Consider the following 21,731-nt stretch of genomic DNA (forward strand, 5'->3'; position numbering starts at 1 on the left):
CGTTACTCCGCCGCCGCACGGCCTTTGAGGGCGACGATGCCTTTGGGCCGGAACTGGATAAACAGGATGATGAACAAGATCATATAGGTTTGCGCCGCCAGCGTGTTGGACGGGTTGAGCCATTCGATCCCCTTTTGCAGAATGCCAATCATCGAGGCCCCCGCAAGCGTGCCCCAGACATTGCCAACACCACCAACAACCACGGTCATAAAGCTTTGTACGATGTAATCGCTGCCCATCTCGGAGGTCACCTTGGCATAAAGGCCAATCGCGACGCCTGCGATACCCGCAATGCCAGATCCCAGCCCGAAGGTCAGCATGTTGATGCGGTCGGGATTGATGCCCATGCTTGCGGCCATGCCGGGGTTTTGTGTGACCGCGCGTACTTCCAACCCCAGCCGCGTGCGTTTGAGCACGAATAGGATCAGCCCGAGGAACATCAACGCCATCACAAAGATCGCGATGCGGATATAGCTGATGGCAATCACATCCGAGATCACCCAAGCCCCGTCCAGCCATGCAGGCGAGGTCAGCGGGCGCGCCTGTGTGCCAAAGATATTCTTGGCCAGCTGTTGCAGGGCAATCGAGATGCCAAAAGTGGCCAGCAATGTCTCAAGCGGGCGGTGGTAGAGGTGGCGGATCACGAGCCTTTCCATGGTCACCCCCGCAGCAAAGGTGATGGCAAAGGCCAGCGGCAGTGCCACAAGAATCGAGATGGTGTAATCAGGAATAAACAGCTGCACAACGTAGCCGGTATAGGCCCCCATCATGATGAATTCACCGTGGGCCATATTGATCACGCCCATCACACCAAAGGTGATCGCGAGGCCAATGGCAGCAAGGAAATAGATCGAAGCCAGCGAAAGACCGTCGAGCGCCAGATCAGCTGTCTGCTCCCATGCCACCCGCGCCTCAGCCGACGCAAGCGCCGCCTCGGCGGCTGCTGTGATCTGCGCATCGTCTTCGTCGTAGAGTTCGTAAAAAGTATAAAACGGGAGGGTGTATTCAATTGTTTGGGCTGTGACCAAAGGCGGGACTAATTCTGCCTCGGCGAGCGCGGCATAGGCTTTTGCCCGCGTCGCATCATTGTCCAACTGTGCCAACGCCACCCCGCCAACGCGGCCCTCAACGATGTTCGCCTCGAGTGCTGCGCGGATCATCTGCGGGGTCGTCATCTGCGGTGCCAGCCCTGCCTCAACCGCTTGGGCGTAATACGTCAACGGCGCGGACGAAGGATCAATGATGCGTGCGATGTTGCCCTCGGGCACGCCGGGATCAGAACTATTTGGCTGAATGCGCGCGACGCCCGCCTTTGTGCTGAGTATCTGGTTCAACACCGCGCGCGCTTGGACACTTGTGTCAGCTGACAGGCTGTTGATCGCGGTAATCCGCTGTTGAGGTGTTTCGCCAAAACTGGCTGACATGAAATTTGCCAGCTGGATTTTTCTGGCTTTGAGTTGGCTATCGCTCTCTCCCTCGATCGAAGCCAGAAGCGGGCCAAGCTGCGCGGCCTCGGGCCTGCGGGCAATCGATTCAACCGCCGTCACACGCCGCGACAGATCGGGATCGCTTAACTGGAATTGCACCAAGGCAGTACCGATCACGCGGCGCACACCGCCGTTCGGTTTCAGCTGGGTAAATCCCTCTTTGGCTGCTACGCTTTGCGCCTGACTGTCCACGTCTTGAAGCGCGAGCTCGTCGCCTTGCTCTGTTGCAATGAAAAAGGTCCCGTCCGCAGCGCGCCAGACGTTTTTATCAGACCATTGCTCAAGAAACGATGTGACCTGCGGCAAACCCGAGCCGACCAGATCATCAAGCGCAATATGAACGGATTTGCGCGAAGGTTTGGAAATTTCGTCCGCATGGGTCTGCAAAATGCTTTGCAAGTCCTGCGCTTGCGCGCCCCCAACGAACATCAGACAAAATGTGATGGCCCAAAAAAGATAGCGCATATCAGGGGTATTCTTTCGGTAGTTAAGGTTGCGCGAGGCAAAGCCAATGCCTGCCTCGCGCCGATATTTTTACAAATATCTTAGTAGTTCGAAGTCAGCTGAACGCAGGTCTTGGTTTCGGTGTTGTACATACCGCAACCCAGCTCTTTCCAATCCGACGTCAGCACAGCAGAGGCTGGCAGGAAGTCGGTCCATGCATCGCCTGGCACTTCTTTGGTCTGGGAGATGATATCGAACTGACCTTCTCCGGTGATTTCACCGATCAGAACAGGTTTGGCGAGGTGGTGGTTTGGCAACATCACCGCAGTACCGCCTGTCAGGTTCGGGAATTCCTGCCCGTACATCGCGTCGCGTACCGCATCCACATCGGTGGTGCCTGCTGCTTCAACCGCGTTCACCCACATGTTGAAACCGATATAATGTGCTTCCATCGGGTCGTTTGTCACACGATCCTCACCGGCGAATGCTTTCCACTCGGCGATGAATTCGGCGTTCTGTGGTGTATCTGCGGACTGGAAGTAGTTCCAAGCAGCCAAGTGGCCAACGAGGTTGGAGGTATCCAAACCAGACAGCTCTTCTTCACCCACAGAGAAAGCTACCACAGGGATGTCATCGGCAGAGATATCAGCCGCGGCCAGTTCTTTGTAGAAACCGATGTTGGCGTCGCCATTGATGGTCGAGATCACGCCGACCTGTTTGCCGTCTTCGCCCAATGCAACAACATCGCCCACGATCGTCGCCCAGTCAGAGTGACCAAAGGGCGTGTAGTTCACAAAGATATCTTCTTCGGCGATGCCTTTGTCCTGCAGGTATTGCGCGAGAATGTTGTTGGTCGTGCGCGGGTAGACGTAATCCGTGCCCAGCAGCGCGAATTTTTCAACGCCCAGCTCTTCGAGGAAATAATCCACCGCAGGGATCGCCTGTTGGTTGGGGGCGGCACCGGTGTAGAATACGTTCTTGGAGCTCTCTTCGCCCTCGTATTGTACAGGGTAGAACATCAGACCATTCAGCTCTTCGAGGACGGGCAGCGCGGATTTGCGCGAAACGGATGTCCATGAACCAAAGATCGCATCGACTTCGTTCACCGTCAGCAGCTCGCGGGCTTTTTCCGCAAACAGGGGCCAGTCAGAGGCCGGATCAACGACAACCGCTTCGATCTGGCAGCCCAGAACGCCGCCTGCCTTGTTCTGCTTGTCGATCAGCATCAGCATGGTGTCTTTGAGCGTTGTCTCGGAAATCGCCATCGTCCCTGAAAGCGAGTGCAGCACGCCTACCTTGACCGGCTCCGCACATTCTGCGGCAGCCATGGCAGTGGAACCCAGCAGCGCTGCTGTAACCATCGTGGAAAGTTTCATTGTCATCATTTTCATCCCTGTTAGTCGTCGCGCACAGGCTTGGCGGTACGGCACACTTCCCATTCGGAAGCCCGATCCCCCCACCAGATATCCGCAACAATTATGTTATAGCCGCACAGACGGAGCAGGCCCCAGCGCGACGTATCCACCCTTTTCGGGCAGGGACATGTGGAGACATAGGCTCCCCTCAATCCAGCATTTTAGTAAAGAGTTTGCGAAACTTTACACGAGCGCCGAACTTCGCCGCTCAATTAACAGGCTCTCGCACAAAAATTAGGCCTCGAGAAAACCGCAGACGAACGCGGTGCCTCAAATGGCACTGGCATGGGCGGTCTGTTTGCTCACAAAGGTATCCACGCAACTGGCGATGATCCGTACCAGAGGCTTGGCATCATCGCGCAATTGCAGCCCGCCGTGCGCAATGAAAAAGACATCCGGAAATTGACGCATCAAAGAAACACCAATGGCATGGATCGTGTCGCGCTGGTTCGGGAATTCGGCGTTCAATCTGTCTTCGCTGAACATAAAGCAGCACATCAGCTCCTCGATCACCCGCGCAACCAATCCATCGGCATGTTGCATGGCATAGCCGTTGTGTCCGGCCATGCCGCCTTGTGCGATGCGGTCAAGATAGGCCGAGGTCGCAGGCGCGTTTTGCACGTATCCTTGGGAGAAACGCGAGATGGCCGATGCACCAAATCCGATCAGCGTTGGTGCGGTATCGTCCGTATACCCCTGAAAGTTCCGGCGCAGCCTACCTTCCTTGGCCGCCTGAGCAAGCCCATCCGAAGGCAGGGCAAAATGATCAATCCCGATGGGCAGATAGCCCGCCTGTGTAAACACCTGCGCTGCCATCTCGGCGAGATCGAAACGGGCATGGGTGTCAGGCAGGCTGTCTTCTTTGATCATGACCTGTCGTTTGGACATCCATGGCACATGGGCGTAGCCATAAATGGCCAATCGGTCCGGTGCCAATGACAAAACCCGATCCAGCGTATTGGCAAAGCTATCGCTTGTCTGATGTGGCAAACCATACAGCAGATCAAGGTTGATGTTGGGCACACCCAGCGCGCGCAGTTTTTCCACCACGGCTTGGGTCTGGGCAAATGATTGCTGGCGCCCGATCGCCTCTTGTACCTGCGGGGCAAAATCCTGCACCCCAATGCTGGCACGGTTCAGACCAAATTCCGCAAGGATTTCTAGCAGCGCGGGTGCCGCTTCGGTCGGGTCGATCTCGACCGAGAATTCGATGTCATCAGCGGCGTCGAAGCTGGCAAACACCTCCGTTAGCACATTGTGCATCGCGGCGGAGCTCAGGATCGTGGGGGTGCCGCCACCCAGATGCAACCGCGCCATTTTCAGCCCCGCAGGCAACAAGGCCCGCACAGCGTGGAGTTCCTGAACAAGCACTGCCAGATAGGCTTCGACCGGCCGCATTGTCCGCGTACCCTGCGTCCGGCATGCACAGAAATAGCAAAGCCGCTTACAGAACGGGATATGGATATAGACCGAAACAGCCGAACCTTCAGGAACGGTGCGCAGCCAATCCGCCTGATGCCGCTGCCCTGCGCCGCGCACAAAGTGGTTGGCAGGTGGATAGCTTGTATAACGCGGCACCCGCGCGTCAAAAAGCCCATGTTTTTCAAGTTGCTCGAATCTGGTCATGCACGTAGTAGTAGATCAGACAGATAGAACTCACATTGATGCAGATCAACAAATGCAAGTACCCAACATCACCGAAGTGCGCTGTCAGGAATGCCCGATCCGGCACCGTGCGGTGTGTGCGCGCTGCGACTCGGATGAGCTTGAAATACTCAACAGTATGAAAACCTACCGGCATTTTGCTGCGGGGGATGTTATATTGTGGCGCGGTGAGCCGCTGGAGTATGTCGCCTCGCTGGTGACGGGTGCTGCGTCGCTCTCCAAAACGCTTGAAGACGGGCGCACCCAGATGGTGGGGCTTTTGTTGCCGTCCGATTTCATTGGCCGCCCCGGCCGCACCGAGATCGAATTCGATGTCACCGCCACAACCGATGTCACCCTGTGCTGCTTCAACCGCTCGCCTTTTGAAAAGCTGGTGGAGGACACGCCTCATGTCGCCCAGCGCCTGATGGAGCTTGCCCTGGACGAGCTGGACGCCGCGCGCGAATGGATGCTGCTGTTGGGCCGCAAAACTGCACGCGAGAAAATCGCAACTTTCGTTGAGATGCTCGCCCGACGTAGCCACGTCGAACAGAAAGATGCCCCAAGGCTCATCACGCTTTATCTGACCCGTGACCAGATCGCCAATTACCTCGGGCTAACTCTGGAAACGGTAAGCCGTCACTTTAGCAGCTTGAAAAAAGAGGGCGTGATCGCCTTTTCTGACCGGCACCATCTGCAGGTTCTGGATTTGCCTGCCCTGCAAGAAGCCACCGGCGACGATGCCGATGGCGGGTTTGTCAGCTAAACAGCGCCCCCCACCTCACGAAACCTTGATCCAGATCAAGGCGGCGATTCCCCGAGCATATAAAAACACCCTGCGAACAGGAGCGGCGCGATGGCGCTCTGTCAAAGATCGAGGGTGTCTATATGGCCTACTTAAAATTAATTCTTTTGGGCTTTGTCTCGCTCTTTGCCGCCATTGGCGTCAATTGGGCACATGACGCCGCCTACCAATTCCACGCATTGCTTGTGATGTTTATCGCCGCGGGCATGTTCATCTGGGTATTGCGCGGCATTGACGAGCCGGTGATCCCCGTGGTCGAGGACGGCAGTTATTTTGACGGGGTGATCCGCGCAGGCGTTATTGCCACTGCGTTTTGGGGTATCGCGGGTTTTCTGGTGGGCACCTTCATCGCTTTCCAGCTCGCCTTTCCCGCGCTCAACTTTGACTGGGGTCAACCCTTTACCAACTTTGGCCGACTGCGCCCGCTGCATACCTCTGCGGTGATTTTTGCGTTTGGCGGTAACGCGCTGATCGCCACCTCGTTTTATGTGGTGCAACGCACCAGCGGCGTGCGCCTTTGGGGCGGCAAGGCGGCATGGTTTGTGTTCTGGGGCTATCAGTTTTTCATCGTTCTGGCCGCGACCGGCTATCTGCTCGGCTCTACCCAATCCAAAGAATATGCAGAGCCTGAATGGTACATTGATATCTGGCTCACTGTTGTGTGGCTGACCTATTTGGCGGTCTACCTCGGCACGATCTTCAAACGCCGCGAGAAACACATCTATGTGGCCAACTGGTTCTTCCTCAGCTTCATCATCACCGTGGCCATGCTGCATGTGGTCAATAACCTCAGCATCCCCGTGAGCATCTGGGGCAGCAAATCTGTGCAGGTCTTCTCGGGTGTGCAGGATGCTATGACCCAGTGGTGGTACGGCCATAACGCTGTGGGGTTCTTCCTGACTGCGGGTTTCCTTGGCATGATGTATTACTTTGTCCCCAAGCAGGCAGGCCGTCCGGTTTATTCCTACAAACTGTCGATCATCCACTTCTGGGCGCTGATTTTCTTGTACATCTGGGCGGGTCCGCACCATTTGCACTATACCGCCCTGCCCGACTGGGCCGCGACCCTTGGGATGGTGTTCTCGATCGTGCTGTGGATGCCCTCATGGGGTGGCATGATCAACGGCCTGATGACGCTGCAAGGTGCCTGGGACAAGCTGCGTACCGATCCGATCCTGCGGATGTTTGTGCTCAGCCTTGGCTTCTACGGCATGTCGACCTTTGAAGGGCCGATGATGTCGATCCGCGCGGTCAACTCCCTGTCGCATTACACCGACTGGACCATCGGGCACGTTCATTCCGGCGCGCTGGGATGGAACGGGATGATCACCTTCGGGGCGCTTTACTTCCTGACGCCGCGCCTGTGGGGCCGCAAGCAAATGCACTCTATGGCCGCGATCAACTGGCACTTCTGGCTGGCAACCCTTGGCATCGTTCTCTACGCCGCCTCCATGTGGGTCAGCGGGATCATGGAAGGTCTGATGTGGCGCGAAGTGGATGATCAAGGCTTCCTTGTGAACTCCTTTGCCGACACCGTGAGCGCCAAGTTCCCGATGTATGTGGTGCGTGGTCTGGGCGGGATCCTCTTCCTGAGCGGCGCGGTCGTCATGTGCTGGAACATGTGGATGACCATCCGCGCAGGTGCGCCAGCCAAGGCCCCCATGCCACAGCCCACCCTCAACGCAACACCGGCAGAGTAAGGAACCAATCATGGCATTTCTTGATAAACACGCCATCCTTGAAAAAAGCCCGACACTGCTTTTGACGTTCTCACTGCTGGTGGTCACCATCGGCGGGATCGTGGAAATTGCACCGCTTTTCTGGCTGGAAAACACAATTGAGGAAGTAGAGGGCGTGCGCCCCTACTCTCCGCTGGAGCTGACGGGTCGTGACATCTACGTGCGCGAAGGTTGTTATACCTGTCACAGCCAGATGATCCGCCCCATGCGCGACGAAGTCGAGCGCTACGGCCATTACTCATTGGCGGCAGAAAGCATGTATGACCACCCGTTCCAATGGGGGTCCAAACGCACGGGGCCGGATCTGGCCCGTGTTGGCGGTCGGTACTCGGACGCGTGGCATGTGGATCACCTGATGGACCCGCAATCCGTAGTCCCCGAAAGCGTGATGCCGCAATACGCCTTCCTTGCGGATAAACGTATTGACGCAAAGCACATCGAAGACCTGCTGAGCACCCACCGCTTTGTCGGCGTGCCCTACACCGACGAACAGATCGAACAGGCCTCGGCTGACTTTTACGTACAGGCCAATCCGGATGGCGATTACGACGACATGCTTGAGCGTTATCCCGGTGCGGCCATTGCCAACTTTGACGGGCAAAACGACCTGACCGAGATGGACGCATTGATCGCTTATCTTCAGGTGCTTGGCACCATGGTCGATTTCTCGACCTTCACACCAGATGCTAGCCGCTAGGAGGCAGATTTATGGATACCTATTCCCTTATGCGCCAGATTGCCGACAGCTGGGTGCTATTGGCCATGTTCGGCTTCTTTGCCGGTGCCGCGATCTGGGCCTTTTTGCCCAGTCAAAGCAGCGCACGTCGGGAGGCACAGATGATCCCTTTCCGCAATGAGGGACCTGTCTCCTCGTTGGAAACAGACTGCACCAAAAACTGTGCCTCATGCAGCAGCGCCCAAGCTGGCCTCGACCCGAAAGGACGCTCTAATGGCTGAGAAGAAAACCGACATCGAAACCGGCGTCGAAACCACAGGCCACAGCTGGGACGGTATCGAGGAGCTGAACAATCCGCTACCGCGCTGGTGGTTGTGGACACTGTATGCCTGTATCGTCTGGGCCATCGGCTATACCATCGCCTATCCTGCCTGGCCCATGATATCGGGGGCCACATCCGGTTTGCTGGGCTATTCTACCCGCGCCGAAGTGGCCAAGGATATCGCAGCCCATAATGCGCTGAATTCAGGGCTGGAGAGCGATCTGCTGGCCGTCGATCTTAACGCGCTGCCGCCCACAGATGATTTGCACCGCTACGCCGCGGCGCGCGGGGCCTCCGTCTTTCGTGCCCAGTGCAGCCAATGCCACGGTGCTGGCGCAGCCGGGGCCAAAGGCTATCCCAACCTGCTGGATGATGACTGGCTTTGGGGTGGTGACATCGACAACATCGTTGCGACCGTCACCCATGGTGTCCGTAACGAGACCGACCTTGACGCCCGTTATTCTGAAATGCCCGCCTTTGACGACATCCTTGAGGATGACCAGATCGCAGGTGTGGTGGAATATGTGATCAGCCTGTCCTCCCCCAACCACGATGCCGCGCTTGCGGCGCAGGGTGCCGAGATTTTTGCTGATAACTGCTCCTCGTGTCATGGCGACACAGCTTTGGGCGACCGTGATCTGGGGGCCCCGAACCTTGCGGATGCGATTTGGCTTTATGGCGGGGATCGCGCAACGCTGGAGCATACCGTGCGCAATGCCCGTTACGGCGTGATGCCTGCATGGGGCCAACGCCTGTCTGACGCCGATGTGCGCGCTGTTTCTGTCTATGTGCATTCTCTAGGAGGAGGCGAATAGACAGACAGGCGGCCAGTACATGGCCGCCCCTGCCCTGAAACGGACCTGTTCGCAAAACAAAACCCGTTTCAGGGCTTTGCTTGATCCAGATCAAGGCAAAGCCATCCCGCAGATACTACTTTTAAGTATGCGAACAGGAATCTGAAATGAAACAGCCAGCCCCCGTACTTTATGCCCCGCGCGAGCCTATCTTTCCCAAGCGGGTCACAGGCACGTTCCGCCGCCTGAAATGGTGGATCATGGGCCTCACATTGGCGATATATTACCTCACGCCATGGATCAGATGGGACCGCGGCCCCAACCTGCCCGATCAGGCGGTCCTGGTGGATATGGCGAGCCGCCGTTTCTATTTCTTCTGGATCGAAATCTGGCCGCATGAATTCTATTTTGTGGCAGGCCTGTTGATCATGGCGGGGCTGGGGCTTTTCCTGTTCACCTCTGCGCTTGGCCGCGTCTGGTGCGGCTATACCTGCCCGCAAACCGTCTGGACCGATCTGTTTATCTTGGTAGAGCGCTGGATTGAGGGTGACCGGAACGCCCGCGTGCGTCTGCACCGTGCCGATTGGTCGTTCAGGAAGTTGCGTCTACGCCTGACCAAATGGGCCGTCTGGCTGGCCATTGCCATCGCCACTGGCGGCGCTTGGGTGTTCTACTTTACCGATGCGCCCACGTTGTTGCACGATCTGTTCGCCTTCACCGCCCACCCTGCCGCTTATATCACCATTGCCGTGCTGACGATGACCACCTTTGTATTTGGTGGCTTCATGCGTGAACAAATCTGCATCTACATGTGCCCTTGGCCCCGCATTCAGGCCGCCATGATGGATCCTGACACCATCACCGTGGCCTACCGCGAATGGCGCGGGGAGCCGCGCGGCAAGAAGCATGAGGACACCAAGGGCGACTGCATAGACTGTATGGCCTGCGTCAATGTCTGCCCCATGGGCATCGACATCCGCGAAGGGCAGCAGATGGAGTGTATTACATGTGCGCTGTGCATTGATGCCTGCGACGACGTGATGAACAAAATCGGCAAGCCGCGCGGTTTGATCGACTACCTCGCCCTGTCTGACGAACCGGCAGAGCGCGCAGGCGAAGCGCCAAAATCCAACTGGCGGCACATTCTGCGGCCCCGCACGCTGCTTTATACCGCCATGTGGTCACTGATCGGGGTCGGGTTGGTCTATGCCCTGTTCATCCGCAGCGATATCGAGCTTACCGTCAGCCCGGTACGCAATCCCGTCTACGTGGTGCAATCTGACGGGGATATCCGCAATATCTATGACATCCGCCTGCGCAATAAATCCGGCGACGAGCGGCAGTTCCACCTGAGCCTCATCAGCGAGGATATTCTGCGCATCTCGCTTCAGGGGCGCAGTGATCTGATCGTCCGCGTGCCCGCCGACAGCACTGTCCTACAACGCGTCTATGTCACCGCGCGCCCCCAAGATCCGCCCGCCAGCCGCGACCGAACTGATCTGCGGCTCTGGGTTGAAGACATCACAAGCGCGGCACGCGCAAGCCAAGACACCGTATTCAATGGAAAGGCTCCCCAATGAAAAAGATCACAGGATGGCACGTCTTTGGCGTCTTCGTACTCGCTTTCGGGATTATCATCTCGGTCAATGTCACACTTGCCGTGCAGGCCGTGCGCACATTCCCCGGGCTTGAGGTGAAAAACTCCTACGTGGCAAGCCAGACCTTTGACGCCGAACGGACAGCGCAAGAGGCGCTGGAATGGGATGTGGCCGCCACGCTGAGGGGCAACGAGCTGCAGCTGACGATTACCCGTGACGGCGCGCCCGTCGAGCCGGTTATCCAAAGCGCAACCTTTGGTCGGGCCACTCATGTGGGACAGGATCAAGAGCCCGAATTTTTCTTTAACGGTGACGCCTTTGTGGCCATCGTCGAGGGAGGCAAAGGCAACTGGAACCTTCGCCTGCGGGCTCAGGCTGCCGATGGCACCCCATTCCAACAACGTGTAATCGTAAAGGTGGCCTCGTGACCTCCGCCTGCCCTGCCTGCGATGCGGCCCCCATCGCGGGTGCAATAGCCACACAGGAGGGCATGCAATTTTCCCTGCCCACCGTGCATTGCGCCGCCTGCATCGGTAAGATCGAGCGCGGGTTGGCCAGCGTGATAGGAGTAACAGCCGTACGCGTGAATCTGTCGATGAAGCGCCTGTCTGTTAACGGCCCTGCCGACCCCGACATCATCCTCAAGACATTGTCCGGTTTGGGCTACGAGGCCTATCCTCTGGATCTGGAGGCGCTGACCAAAGCGCGGGACGACAAGGGCAAGGCCCTTCTTACGCGGCTTGCTGTGGCAGGTTTTGCCATGATGAACGTCATGTTATTGTCGGTTGCTGTCTGGTCCGGAGCCACAAATGCCACTCGCGACCTGTTTCATCTGATCTCGGCCATGATTGCGCTGCCAGTGGTCGCCTATGCAGGTCAGCCGTTCTTTCATAACGCCCTTAGCGCGTTGCGGGTCGGACGGCTGAACATGGATGTGCCTATTTCATTGGCAATCCTGCTGGCAGCTGGCATGTCGTTGTTCGAGACACTCAATGGCGGTGCACATGCCTATTTTGACGCGGCTTTATCGCTGACGTTCTTCCTGCTGATCGGGCGTTATATGGACCACCGCACCCGCAGCGCTGCGCGGTCCGCCGCCAAAGAACTCACCGCTTTGGAAGTCCACACCGCGGACGTTGAGCGTGCGGGCAGCGTGCAGACGGTCAAGGTGGCCGACCTGCGCATCGGCGATACCATCAGGGTGCCCACAGGTGCCCGCGTCCCCGTTGACGGACGGCTATTGGATACAGAGGCACTGACCGACCGCGCCATCCTCACCGGAGAAAGCGCTGCTGTGACCCTGCATGCAGGCGACGCGGTGCAGGCGGGCGAAGTGAACCTGTCTTCTCCCTTTAGGGTTACCGCTCTCGCCGTGGGAGAAGACAGCTCCCTGCGCCAGATGGCAGCGCTGGTCGAGACAGCGGAAAACGCGCGCAACAGCTACACCGCGCTGGCCGACCGCGCCGCCCAGATTTATGCGCCTGCGGTGCATTTGTTGGCGCTTATTGCCTTTACCGGATGGTTCGTCACAACCGGCGATATCCGCCATAGCCTCAACATCGCCATTGCGGTGCTGATTATCACCTGCCCCTGTGCGCTGGGGCTGGCTGTTCCTGCGGTGTCCACTGCCGCTGTTGGCCGGCTTTTTTTCTTTGGTTTTCTGGTCAAACACGCCACTGCGTTGGAGCGGCTGGCCGACGTTGATCACGTGGTCTTTGATAAGACAGGCACGTTGACCATGCCAGCGATCACCCTTCCCCACAGTTTGAGCAATACAGAATTAAGTGTGTTGAAATCCCTCGCTGTCGCCTCGCACCACCCGATGTCCAAGGCGCTGGTGGCGGCATTGGAAGATGTGGAGATGGCACATGTCGATGACATCCAGGAAATCGCAGGCCACGGGCTCAGAGGCCGGGTTGGTGATACGCCGGTACGGCTTGGCCATGGCGCGTGGTTGGGCGCGGATTTCGTGGGCCTTGGGGTTCGTTTCGCAGATAATCCTCCCCAGCAGATTGAAACGCTGGACGCCTTGCGCCCCGGCGTGCGCGAGGCGCTTAACGGGCTCGGGTTGCCCTGCGAAGTGGTCACTGGCGACGCTGATGCCCCTGCCCGCGCGCTTGAGCAGATGCTCGGCATTCCTGTGAAAGCCAATGCACGCCCCGAAGACAAACTGCGGATATTGCAGCACCTCAAAGAGAATGGCGCGCATGTGCTAATGATCGGTGACGGGCTCAACGATACGGCGGCACTTGCTGCGGCTCATGCCTCTGTTGCACCAGCCAAGGCCCTGGAAGCATCGCGGTCCGCTTCCGATGTTGTCGTGCTAAAAGACAGTTTTGCCGATCTGCCCGTCGTTCTGAAGATCGCGCGCGCCACGCGCAGGCTGTCGCAACAGAACTTTGCCATCGCAGCCCTTTATAACTTTATTGCCGTGCCAATCGCATTGGCGGGGTTTGCAACACCATTGGCAGCGGCGCTTGCCATGTCTGTATCGTCGCTTACTGTGCTGATTAACGCGCAACGTATGAGGTATGTGAAATGAATGTTCTCGTGGTTCTGATCCCCGTCTCGCTGATCCTTGGCGCAGCCGGGTTGATTGCCTTTTTATGGACTGTCCGCTCGGACCAATATGATGACGACAAAGGCAACGCTGCACGCATCTTGTTGGATGACGACTAGGCCGGACAAAATAAAGCCGCCGCGACACTTTCGTGTTGCGGCGGCTGGAACTCGATAAGAAGAGAACTCGTTATTTGCGCAGGCCGCTGGCGCGGTCAAATACATGAACCAATTCGGGCTTAATGGTGAATGCGACCGTATCGCCCTTGGTTGCTGCTGGCGGCTTTTCTGTTTTGGCAATGAATTCAACGCCAGATTGGGACACAAGGTGTACCAACGCGTATTCGCCAAGGTTTTCAACCAACTCAAGGCGGCCTTCAATCACCGCAGTCCCATCCGTGACAGGGACCAGATGCTCGGGGCGCAGGCCCACTTCCTCTTCGGCGTTGATCGTACGACCCAGATAGGCGGCGGCACCTTCGGTCAGATCAGAATCCGAGAAGAAGTTCATCTTCGGGCTACCGATAAACTGGGCCACGAAAGCATTGGCCGGACGCTCGTACAGCTCGATCGGGGAGCCGACCTGTTCGATGCGGCCATCGCGCAGCACAACGATCTTGTCGGCCAGCGTCATCGCTTCGACCTGATCGTGCGTCACGTAGATCATCGTGGTTTTCAAACGCTGGTGCAGACGCGCGATTTCAAGGCGGGTCTGAACACGCAGGGCCGCATCAAGGTTCGACAAAGGTTCGTCAAACAGGAACACTTCGGGGTCGCGAACAATCGCACGGCCAATTGCCACACGCTGACGCTGACCACCCGACAGGTTGCGCGGGCTACGCTCGAGATAGTCGTTGATTTGCAAAATTTCAGCCGCTGCTTTTACGCGGCGGTCAATTTCCGCAGGGTCGGTTTTGGCCTGCTTAAGACCAAATGCCATGTTTTTATAAACCGTCATGTGCGGGTAAAGCGCGTAGGTCTGGAACACCATTGCAACGCCACGTTTCGCGGCGGCAACAGCGTTGACCACACGGTCACCGATCGCAACGGTCCCGTCCGAAATTTCCTCAAGACCTGCGATCATCCGCAGAAGCGTGGATTTACCACAACCCGATGGACCAACGAAAACGACAAACTCGCCATCTTCGATATCCAGATCAACACCATGCATTACTTGCGTGCTGCCATAGCTTTTGCGTACGTCGCGCAGAGTTAGACCGGCCATTTCGCCTCCAATTCTTTAATTTCCTGCCGAAGAGTCTCGGCAAAGTCAGGGTAAGTTTCGGGCAAATCGCCCCAGAGTTGCACGCTGGTGACAAAGGCGTCAGTACCCAGCATTTGTTTCAAATCTTCCCAGTTCGGCTCGACATAATCGAAGGGAATTTTTCCCGCTTCGACATGACGCGCAAACGTGTGCCAACTGGCGATGCTACGGATAGCATGCACAGGCATGATGCCCTGTTCCAGGCAACCTGCCAATGTAGGGCGGATGAAAATCGGGAACTTAACCATGCCATCGGCGCAGATGCGCGCGACCGTATCCCCGATTGCCCGATTGCCGAAGCGACGGGTAATATCCTTGAGATATTCCTGTTTGGAGAAAGGCAGGTCCAGCGTTAGCGCTGCGAGCACTTCTTTTTCCTCGAAATTCTCGAAATGCTCCAAAAGCTGAGGCACCCGCATGGCGGCATCGAAGGTTTCGACCCCTTCGAGAGCCGCGAGATAGGCAAGCGCTGTGTGGCCCCCGTTCAGGACGCGGATTTTGGTTTCCTCATAGGGGTCCACATCGCTGGTGACGGTGACGCCTGCTTTTGCCAGATCGGGCATCTCGGCGGCGGCTTTATCCTGAAGCACCCATTGGCTGAATTCTTCAGCCATGATGGGCGATGTGACTTCTTCGCCGATCAACGACGTCAGTTCGACATTCAATGCGTCCGGGCTGCGCGGGGTGATGCGGTCGACCATCGAGCATGGGAACGCCACGTTCTGCTCTGCCCAGGCCGCAAGGTCGTCATCACCGCAAGCCTTGAAATACGCGATCAGGTTGCGGTGCAACATCTTGCCGTTCTGGCGAATGTTATCGCAGCAGGCGATCGTGATCTTGGCACCGGTGCTGTCGCGGCGTTGCGCCAATGCTGCACGCAAATAGCCATAGACGCTTTGCGCCGCATCGCCGGAAACCTCGGCCTTGATCGTCGGATCGGCCAGATTGAGGTCCCCGTTCGGGTCGGTGTAATATCCGCTTTCCGTGACAGTGATCGTCACCAGATGCACGCTGGGCAGTGACAAAATCCCCTCGGCTTCGTTGCGCCCGTTGGCCCAATCCGAGAAATGCACATGGCTGCGCACACGGCGCAATTCCACCTGACCATCATATGAGATCGTCTTGAGGAAATAGCCGTCATGCTTTGTGACATCATTGCTGGCACGTTCCACATGCGAGGTCTCTGACCCGCGCAGGTTCACTGCGGCAATGCCCCAGGCAAGATCGCCGGTGGCTTCCATATAGTCGTCAAAATAGACGGCCTGATGGGCGCGGTGAAACGCGCCAAATCCCAAATGTACGACACCAATCGCGCATTTGGTCCTATCATAGCCGGTAGCAAAGACCTGGCTTTGCGCTGCGCTGTTCATGTTTGTAACTCCGGCTGTTGTAACAAATCTCTTCTTGCGGTCTCACGGTAGACAGACGGTGTCATGCCTTTGATCTTCAAGAAGTGGCGGTTGAAGTTTGCGAGATTCTTGAACCCCGCGTCTTGCGCGATCGAGATGATCTGGTTGTCGGTGGCATAGAGCATTGCACAGGCTTGGCCGATGCGAATGCGGTTCAAGAATTCGACAAACCCATGCCCTGTGACTGCCTGAAAATTCCGGCTAAAGGTCACTTCGGTCATGCCGGCCATCTGAGCGGCATTTGTGACCGTAATCGCATCGTCGAAATGTTTGGTCACATGATCCACCACCGAAGCGATACGGGCATGTTTGCTGCCGCCTTCGGGTTGGATCAGTTTGGAGACCGAAAGAGTCTTTTTCTCGGCATGCTCATTAAGCCGCACAAGGAAACGGACAAAAGCGAGGATACGCTCGGCCCCTTTGTTATCGCGAATAGCCTCCATATGGCCGCGCGCGAAGGTAGGGTTGAACCCCTCAAAAAGGATGCCTGATTGTGCAAGCTGCAACAACTCGAGAACCTGGGCAAATTCAGGAAAGCCCTCTGCAAGCTTCACAACGCTTTCATGGCTGAACTGTACCAGCATATCACGCAAGGCGACCGGCTCGGACCAGACCTGATCCGTGATCCAGTTATGCGGCAGGTTCGGACCTGTCATAAACAGATCACCCGCTGCAAAATCACCGATATGATCGCCGACGAAGGCCTTGCCGCGTGTCTCTACGATGAGGTGCAGCTCGTATTCGTGGTGCGCATGCCAGCGGCACAAATCGGTTGGCCAACCATGCTGCAGGTAACGGATGGACCGCGTGCTGCGGTCCACCATTTCGATTTCTGGCTCAATGATAGACATCATAGCACCTCCACACATTCCGGTGCGGTTTGCGCGGTTGTGTTAGTCGCAATGCCACCCCGTGCACCGGTGACAAGGCGGACCTTGTTCAACAGGTCCAGAGGGGTGGCATGCAGCATCATTATTTCACGGCCCCGAAGGTAAGGCCCTGAACCAGCTGCTTTTGCGAGAACCAGCCAAGGATGATGATCGGCAGAACAGCAGCGGTAGACACAGCCGACAAGCGACCAAAGAACAGACCCTCGGGGGCGCGGTTACCCTCGATAAGCTTGGACAAGGTCGAAGCGTCGATGGTGGTGAGGCGCACGGTCCAATAGGCTTCGTTCCAGCAGAAAATAAAGGTCAGCAGCGCCGTGGAGGCAATACCGCCCCATGCCAGTGGCAGCAGGATGTCCTTGATTTCGCCCAATGTGGTCACACCGTCCATCTTGCTGGCCTCGATGATCTCTTTGGGGATCTCTTTGAAGTAGGTGAAGAGCATCCAGATCACGATCGGCAGGTTGATCAGGCACAAAACCAGGATCAACAAGAAGTGGGTGTCGAACCAGCCAAGGATGTTCTTGGTCAGGAAGGTCATTGGATAAAGAACCGCAGCCGCTGGCAACATCTTGGTCGACAACATCCACATCAGGATATCCTTGGTGTGGCGGCTAGGGTTAAATGCCATCGCATAAGCCGCCGGCACGCCAACCACCAACGCGAACAATGTCGCGAAAGTCGAGGTAATGACCGAGTTGCGGGCAAAGCGCCAATAATCATAATCCCGCGCCATGTTAACGTAGTTTTCAAGCGTCGGTGTAAAGGTAAACAGGAATTCCGGTTTAACCGCGTCAGCGTCCGTTTTGAAGCTGGTGAAAACCAACCAGAAAATCGGGAAGAAAAAGATCAGCGCGACGATCCAGGCCAATGTGGGCCATACGATGTTACCGAGCTTTGAAGATTGAGTGATTGTTGCCATGATATTGGTCCTTAATCCATCAAGCTTTTGCCAACAAAGCGAAGCAGGAAGATCGCGATGATGTTGGCAAGGATTACGGCGAAGATGCCCGTGGCGCTTGCGGCACCGATGTTGTTGTTTGCGAATTCACCAATCAGGTAAGGCAGGTTTTTGTTACCGTTACCGCGGCTGACGATTTCGATCTCTGCATACAGAGACAAGTGAAAGATCGACTGGATCATGATCACGATCGCAATCGGACGGGCCAGATGGGGCACCGTCAGGTTGATGAATTTCGACCAGTTGCTGGCCCCGTCCAATGTCGCCGCTTCCTTCTGGCTTTCATCTTCGGATTGCAGCGACGTCATAAAGATCAGCAGCGCGAACGGGGTCCACTGCCATGTGACCATCATGATCACCGCATAGGCCGACGTTTGCGTCGCACGGAAGGAAATCGGTGTGAGTTCCGGCCACAAGCTAAAGAAATGGCCAAGCACGGGGAAGTCACGCAAGCCATCCACAAGGTTGTTGATACCGCCAACGGCAAGACCCTGCAGACCCAGTACGGGGTCAAGGATCATGTTGATCCACAAAACGCCGTTGACCGCAGGCATAACAAAGAAGGGCGAAATAAGAAGAACGCGTACAATGCCACGTCCCGGGAAAGTGCGGTTGATCAAAACCGCCAGAGCGAGTCCCAAAACAACCGTCAGGACCAGAATGCTGCCCACGATCAGGACAGAGTTCTGGATCGCGAACCAGAAATCTTTGGCATTAAGGACGTAGTTGTAGTTACCGAGGCCACGCCAGTTACTGAGTGCTGGTGTGGTCCATTCAGGGCGTACTGTGGAGTTCAACACATAGCGGATGAACGAAAAGTACAACGTCATGCTAAGTGGTACGATCATCCAGATCAGCAGCATGATCACCGCCGGTGTCTGGAGGAGTCGGGGGAGCGTTCTATCGGCCATGGCTCGGGGTCCCTTGCAAGCTGAATTGAAGATCAAAAAAAATGTAGCGGGAATTCGACTGGTCAGCGCCGCGATACGGCCATATCTGGTCCAGACAAATTGTCGTTTGGGGAAAAGAAGGGCCCGTTGGAAATCCAACAGGCCCCTCGATAATTACCTAGCGGGCTTAGTAGTAGCCGGCCTCGGACATGATTGAGTCAGCCGCATCTTGTGCTGCTTCGAGCGCATCATCTACCGATTTCGCGCCGGACAGGGCCGCTGCGATTTCCTGAGCTACAGCAGTACCGACTTCTGGGAATTCGGGAATCGCTGCGAACTGAACACCAACATATGGCTTGATGTCTGTGGCTTCTGGTGCCGCAGATTCAATCGCCGCCAGCTCGGCATCTGCGAAAGGCGCAGCCGCTTTGAACTCAGGGATGTCATATGTGGATGCACGTGTACCTGTTGGAACAGAACCCCAACCGAAGTCTGGGTGGTTGCCTACAGCTTTGATGTACTCTTTGGACGTTGCCCACTCGATGAAATCATGTGCCGCTTCGGAGTTTGGCGAACCTGTTGGTACAGCCATTGCCCATGCCCACAACCAGTTCGCGCCAACAGGGTTACCTGCGTTTGGCGACTGGGCGTATGCAACACCGTCAACCTCAAGGAAGGAAGCCGCGATTGTGGCGTCGATCCACATGCCGCATTTGCCTTCGTTGTACAAAGCCAGGATTTCGTTGAAGGAGTTACCCTCAGAACCGGGAGGGCCGTAGTTGCCCAGCAGATCTACGTAAAAGTTGATCGCGTCTTTCCACTCAGCAGAGTCGAGAACCGGACGGTAGTCTTTGTCGAACCATGCGCCACCAAAGGAGTTCACAACAGTTGTTACGAACGCCATGTTGTCGCCCCAGCCCGGCTTACCGCGCAAGCAAGCGCCATAGACGCCATTTTCGGGATCGTGCATCGCTTTGGCCGCCGCTTTCACGTTGGTCCAGCTGTCGTTGTCGGCAATTGTTACGCCGGCTGCGTCTGCAAGATCCTTACGGTACATAACCATCGAAGATTCGCCGTAGAAAGGTGCCGCATAAAGCGTACCGTCTGCGGACAGGCCGTTGCGCATCGCAGGCAGCATGTCGTCTGTGTCATAGTCGGCACCGAACTCAAGCGGCTCGATCCAGCCTGCAGCACCCCAGATTGGTGCTTCTTGCATGCCGATGTTGATAATGTCGTATTGACCACCGCCAGTTGCAGTGTCTGATGTAACCTGCTCGCGCAGAACGCCTTCTTCCAGCGACACCCAGTTCAGCTTAACGCCTTTTTCTTCGGTATATGCTTCAGCAACCTTTTGCATGTTGATCATGTGACCGTTGTTCACGATCGCGATGGTCAGCTCAGTGCCGTCCTGTGCATGCGCAGCGGAAGTGCTCGCGATGCCAAGAGCCAGCCCGAGGGCTGTGTTACGTAGATTTTTCATGGTTTCCTCCCAGAAATCACAGATTCTTTTTTCTGTCCGATCATTTTGACCAAACTCGGACCGACACGCAAATAGGTTTTCAACAAATCCACATACATTTTTATCATTAACCGAACTCAAAACGCCATTTCAGTGAAGTTACTGGGGATTTCGGCCAATCAGACCACGCATTTTTCGACACTTACCAACATCACGCCGCATAGATTCGTCCGGCGGCACAACTACTGCTGCGGACAGCGGGCCATATACCCGCTGCCCCCTGCTCGATTATCGCAATGCCAGATTGCCGATGGACGCACGGATCACGCTTTTGGTGTCGTCGCTATCGCCAGAAACGGCCAACCCGACGAGCGCGCCCTTCTCACCGCCAAAAGCACGCGCATAATCAGCGGCCAGATCAACACGTTCATTATGAGAACCGGTACCAGCGCTGCGCAGGGCGATCGTGACCCCCTGCCCTGCTGGCCCGTAGGGCGATGCAATCACCGACCCGCGCGCAACGTTGCCACCCCAGGCATACTGGATGATACGGACGTTCTTGTTGCCCAGAAGGCTCCGAATACCCTTACCCTTCAGGCCCGCCGCTTCGCTTTGCGGCACAAAGACGAAATACAATGAGATATTGCGATCATCTCCGCCCTTGCGTGCCAAATCAGTCGCTGGCACAGATTCATCCACGGTCCAGCTCCAAGACGCACCCGAACTGTTCCAGTCCGCATCACCGACACGCGTCCAGGCGATCGAAACAGACCCCTCCGACACGAGCCCAAGACGGCTGCCAAAGCTATAGTCATTCGAGCTGAACAAAGACAAACGCTGTTCTGCCCAACCATTCGAAAAACTGACAGGCCCTGCGGCCGCAGCGGATGTCATTATTGCCAGCAAAGCAGCTGATATCGGTAAACGCATGTGAAAGCTCCATATATCTGATGCGCAGTCTCCTACGTCAGAGATGTGTGCGATGCCAGCATAGGCCCGTCACACTATTGTCAGCATGGCGTTACCAACCGTGCAAGGCCCAACATCCTTCCCGTATCAGTCCAAATCCATCCTATCAGCCCCGCCTGTTTCTGCATGAAGCAAAGTTTTCGCCTAAAAACACAATCAACATGTTGACACCGTGCCCGCGATGTAAGATCACCCGCCACAGAAGCAGGCAACGCTTTGCGGCAACACCCCGCCCGCAACACGAAACCGGATACCACACAATGGTCTTCATGTTCCGTTAAGCCTGCATCTAACCCAATGTTTACATTGGCGTGCCCGGGTAGCTCAGGGGTAGAGCAGTGGATTGAAAATCCTCGTGTCGGTGGTTCGATTCCGCCCCTGGGCACCATTTAATTAAACTTTACCAAAC

19 protein-coding genes and 1 tRNA gene are annotated in these 21,731 nt (G+C 56.4%); 10 read left to right on the plus strand and 10 right to left on the minus strand.

The genetic code is table 11. From position 1 onward, the window contains the following. Positions 1 to 2 precede the first annotated feature (2 nt). From urtB to hemN, 3 genes are all read right to left on the minus strand, one after another. Complete coding sequence (gene urtB / locus ABJM03_RS05955; RefSeq protein ID WP_348416331.1) at positions 3 to 1,952, minus strand: urea ABC transporter permease subunit UrtB; 1,950 nt, start codon at positions 1,950 to 1,952, stop codon at positions 3 to 5. Positions 1,953 to 2,032: 80 nt separating this feature from the next. Next, positions 2,033 to 3,322, minus strand: a complete 1,290-nt coding sequence (gene urtA, locus ABJM03_RS05960; protein ID WP_348416332.1) for an urea ABC transporter substrate-binding protein — start codon at positions 3,320 to 3,322, stop codon at positions 2,033 to 2,035. 294 nt (positions 3,323 to 3,616) lie between these two features. Then, complete coding sequence (gene hemN, locus ABJM03_RS05965; RefSeq protein ID WP_348416334.1) at positions 3,617 to 4,972, minus strand: oxygen-independent coproporphyrinogen III oxidase; 1,356 nt, start codon at positions 4,970 to 4,972, stop codon at positions 3,617 to 3,619. A 52-nt stretch (positions 4,973 to 5,024) separates the two neighbouring features. Between hemN and ABJM03_RS05970 the strand changes: the two genes are divergently transcribed. The 9 genes from ABJM03_RS05970 to ccoS all read left to right on the plus strand — a co-directional run bounded on the left by ABJM03_RS05970 (position 5,025) and on the right by ccoS (position 13,603). Next, entirely contained in the window at positions 5,025 to 5,756 is a 732-nt protein-coding gene (locus ABJM03_RS05970) for a Crp/Fnr family transcriptional regulator (RefSeq protein WP_348416335.1), read from the plus strand. Between the two features lie 122 nt (positions 5,757 to 5,878). After that, entirely contained in the window at positions 5,879 to 7,495 is a 1,617-nt protein-coding gene (ccoN, locus tag ABJM03_RS05975) for a cytochrome-c oxidase, cbb3-type subunit I (RefSeq protein ID WP_348416337.1), read from the plus strand. A gap of 10 nt (positions 7,496 to 7,505) precedes the next feature. Continuing rightward, complete coding sequence (gene ccoO / locus ABJM03_RS05980; protein WP_348416339.1) at positions 7,506 to 8,231, plus strand: cytochrome-c oxidase, cbb3-type subunit II; 726 nt, start codon at positions 7,506 to 7,508, stop codon at positions 8,229 to 8,231. Positions 8,232 to 8,242: 11 nt separating this feature from the next. After that, on the plus strand, positions 8,243 to 8,491 hold the full coding sequence (locus ABJM03_RS05985; protein WP_348416341.1) for a cbb3-type cytochrome c oxidase subunit 3: 249 nt from the start codon (positions 8,243 to 8,245) through the stop codon (positions 8,489 to 8,491). After that, positions 8,484 to 9,347: a cytochrome-c oxidase, cbb3-type subunit III gene (ccoP, locus tag ABJM03_RS05990; protein WP_348416343.1), complete on the plus strand. Its 864-nt coding sequence runs from the start codon at positions 8,484 to 8,486 to the stop codon at positions 9,345 to 9,347. Before ABJM03_RS05985 ends, ccoP begins: the two co-directional genes overlap by 8 nt. A 146-nt stretch (positions 9,348 to 9,493) precedes the next feature. Beyond that, a complete protein-coding gene (gene ccoG, locus ABJM03_RS05995) occupies positions 9,494 to 10,906 on the plus strand; it encodes a cytochrome c oxidase accessory protein CcoG (RefSeq protein WP_348416345.1) in 1,413 nt (470 codons plus the stop codon). Continuing rightward, positions 10,903 to 11,352: a FixH family protein gene (locus ABJM03_RS06000; RefSeq protein ID WP_348416347.1), complete on the plus strand. Its 450-nt coding sequence runs from the start codon at positions 10,903 to 10,905 to the stop codon at positions 11,350 to 11,352. The genes ccoG and ABJM03_RS06000 overlap by 4 nt, the downstream gene beginning before the upstream one ends. Then, on the plus strand, positions 11,349 to 13,466 hold the full coding sequence (locus tag ABJM03_RS06005) for a heavy metal translocating P-type ATPase (protein ID WP_348416349.1): 2,118 nt from the start codon (positions 11,349 to 11,351) through the stop codon (positions 13,464 to 13,466). The genes ABJM03_RS06000 and ABJM03_RS06005 overlap by 4 nt, the downstream gene beginning before the upstream one ends. Then, on the plus strand, positions 13,463 to 13,603 hold the full coding sequence (gene ccoS / locus ABJM03_RS06010) for a cbb3-type cytochrome oxidase assembly protein CcoS (RefSeq protein ID WP_348416351.1): 141 nt from the start codon (positions 13,463 to 13,465) through the stop codon (positions 13,601 to 13,603). The genes ABJM03_RS06005 and ccoS overlap by 4 nt, the downstream gene beginning before the upstream one ends. 70 nt (positions 13,604 to 13,673) lie before the next feature. On the opposite strand, the gene ugpC is transcribed toward ccoS, so the two are convergent. The 7 genes from ugpC to ABJM03_RS06045 all read right to left on the minus strand — a co-directional run bounded on the left by ugpC (position 13,674) and on the right by ABJM03_RS06045 (position 21,283). Further along, positions 13,674 to 14,708, minus strand: a complete 1,035-nt coding sequence (ugpC, locus tag ABJM03_RS06015; protein WP_348416352.1) for a sn-glycerol-3-phosphate ABC transporter ATP-binding protein UgpC — start codon at positions 14,706 to 14,708, stop codon at positions 13,674 to 13,676. Continuing rightward, on the minus strand, positions 14,696 to 16,117 hold the full coding sequence (locus ABJM03_RS06020; protein WP_348416354.1) for a mannitol dehydrogenase family protein: 1,422 nt from the start codon (positions 16,115 to 16,117) through the stop codon (positions 14,696 to 14,698). The genes ugpC and ABJM03_RS06020 overlap by 13 nt, the downstream gene beginning before the upstream one ends. Continuing rightward, a complete protein-coding gene (locus tag ABJM03_RS06025; RefSeq protein WP_348416356.1) occupies positions 16,114 to 17,010 on the minus strand; it encodes an AraC family transcriptional regulator in 897 nt (298 codons plus the stop codon). Before ABJM03_RS06025 ends, ABJM03_RS06020 begins: the two co-directional genes overlap by 4 nt. A gap of 118 nt (positions 17,011 to 17,128) precedes the next feature. Continuing rightward, a complete protein-coding gene (locus ABJM03_RS06030; protein ID WP_348416358.1) occupies positions 17,129 to 17,965 on the minus strand; it encodes a carbohydrate ABC transporter permease in 837 nt (278 codons plus the stop codon). 11 nt (positions 17,966 to 17,976) lie between these two features. Then, positions 17,977 to 18,915 (minus strand): sugar ABC transporter permease, encoded by a 939-nt coding sequence (locus tag ABJM03_RS06035; protein WP_348416360.1) that lies wholly within the window; start codon positions 18,913 to 18,915, stop codon positions 17,977 to 17,979. A 166-nt stretch (positions 18,916 to 19,081) separates the two neighbouring features. Then, positions 19,082 to 20,374, minus strand: a complete 1,293-nt coding sequence (locus ABJM03_RS06040) for a sugar ABC transporter substrate-binding protein (RefSeq protein WP_348416362.1) — start codon at positions 20,372 to 20,374, stop codon at positions 19,082 to 19,084. A gap of 267 nt (positions 20,375 to 20,641) precedes the next feature. Continuing rightward, positions 20,642 to 21,283, minus strand: a complete 642-nt coding sequence (locus tag ABJM03_RS06045) for a DUF3047 domain-containing protein (RefSeq protein WP_348416363.1) — start codon at positions 21,281 to 21,283, stop codon at positions 20,642 to 20,644. Between the two features lie 352 nt (positions 21,284 to 21,635). Between ABJM03_RS06045 and ABJM03_RS06050 the strand changes: the two genes are divergently transcribed. Beyond that, positions 21,636 to 21,710: transfer RNA gene (locus ABJM03_RS06050), tRNA-Phe, on the plus strand. Positions 21,711 to 21,731: the final 21 nt, after the last annotated feature.

Source organism: Sulfitobacter sp., from assembly GCF_039977885.1.
Lineage (GTDB): Bacteria > Pseudomonadota > Alphaproteobacteria > Rhodobacterales > Rhodobacteraceae > Sulfitobacter.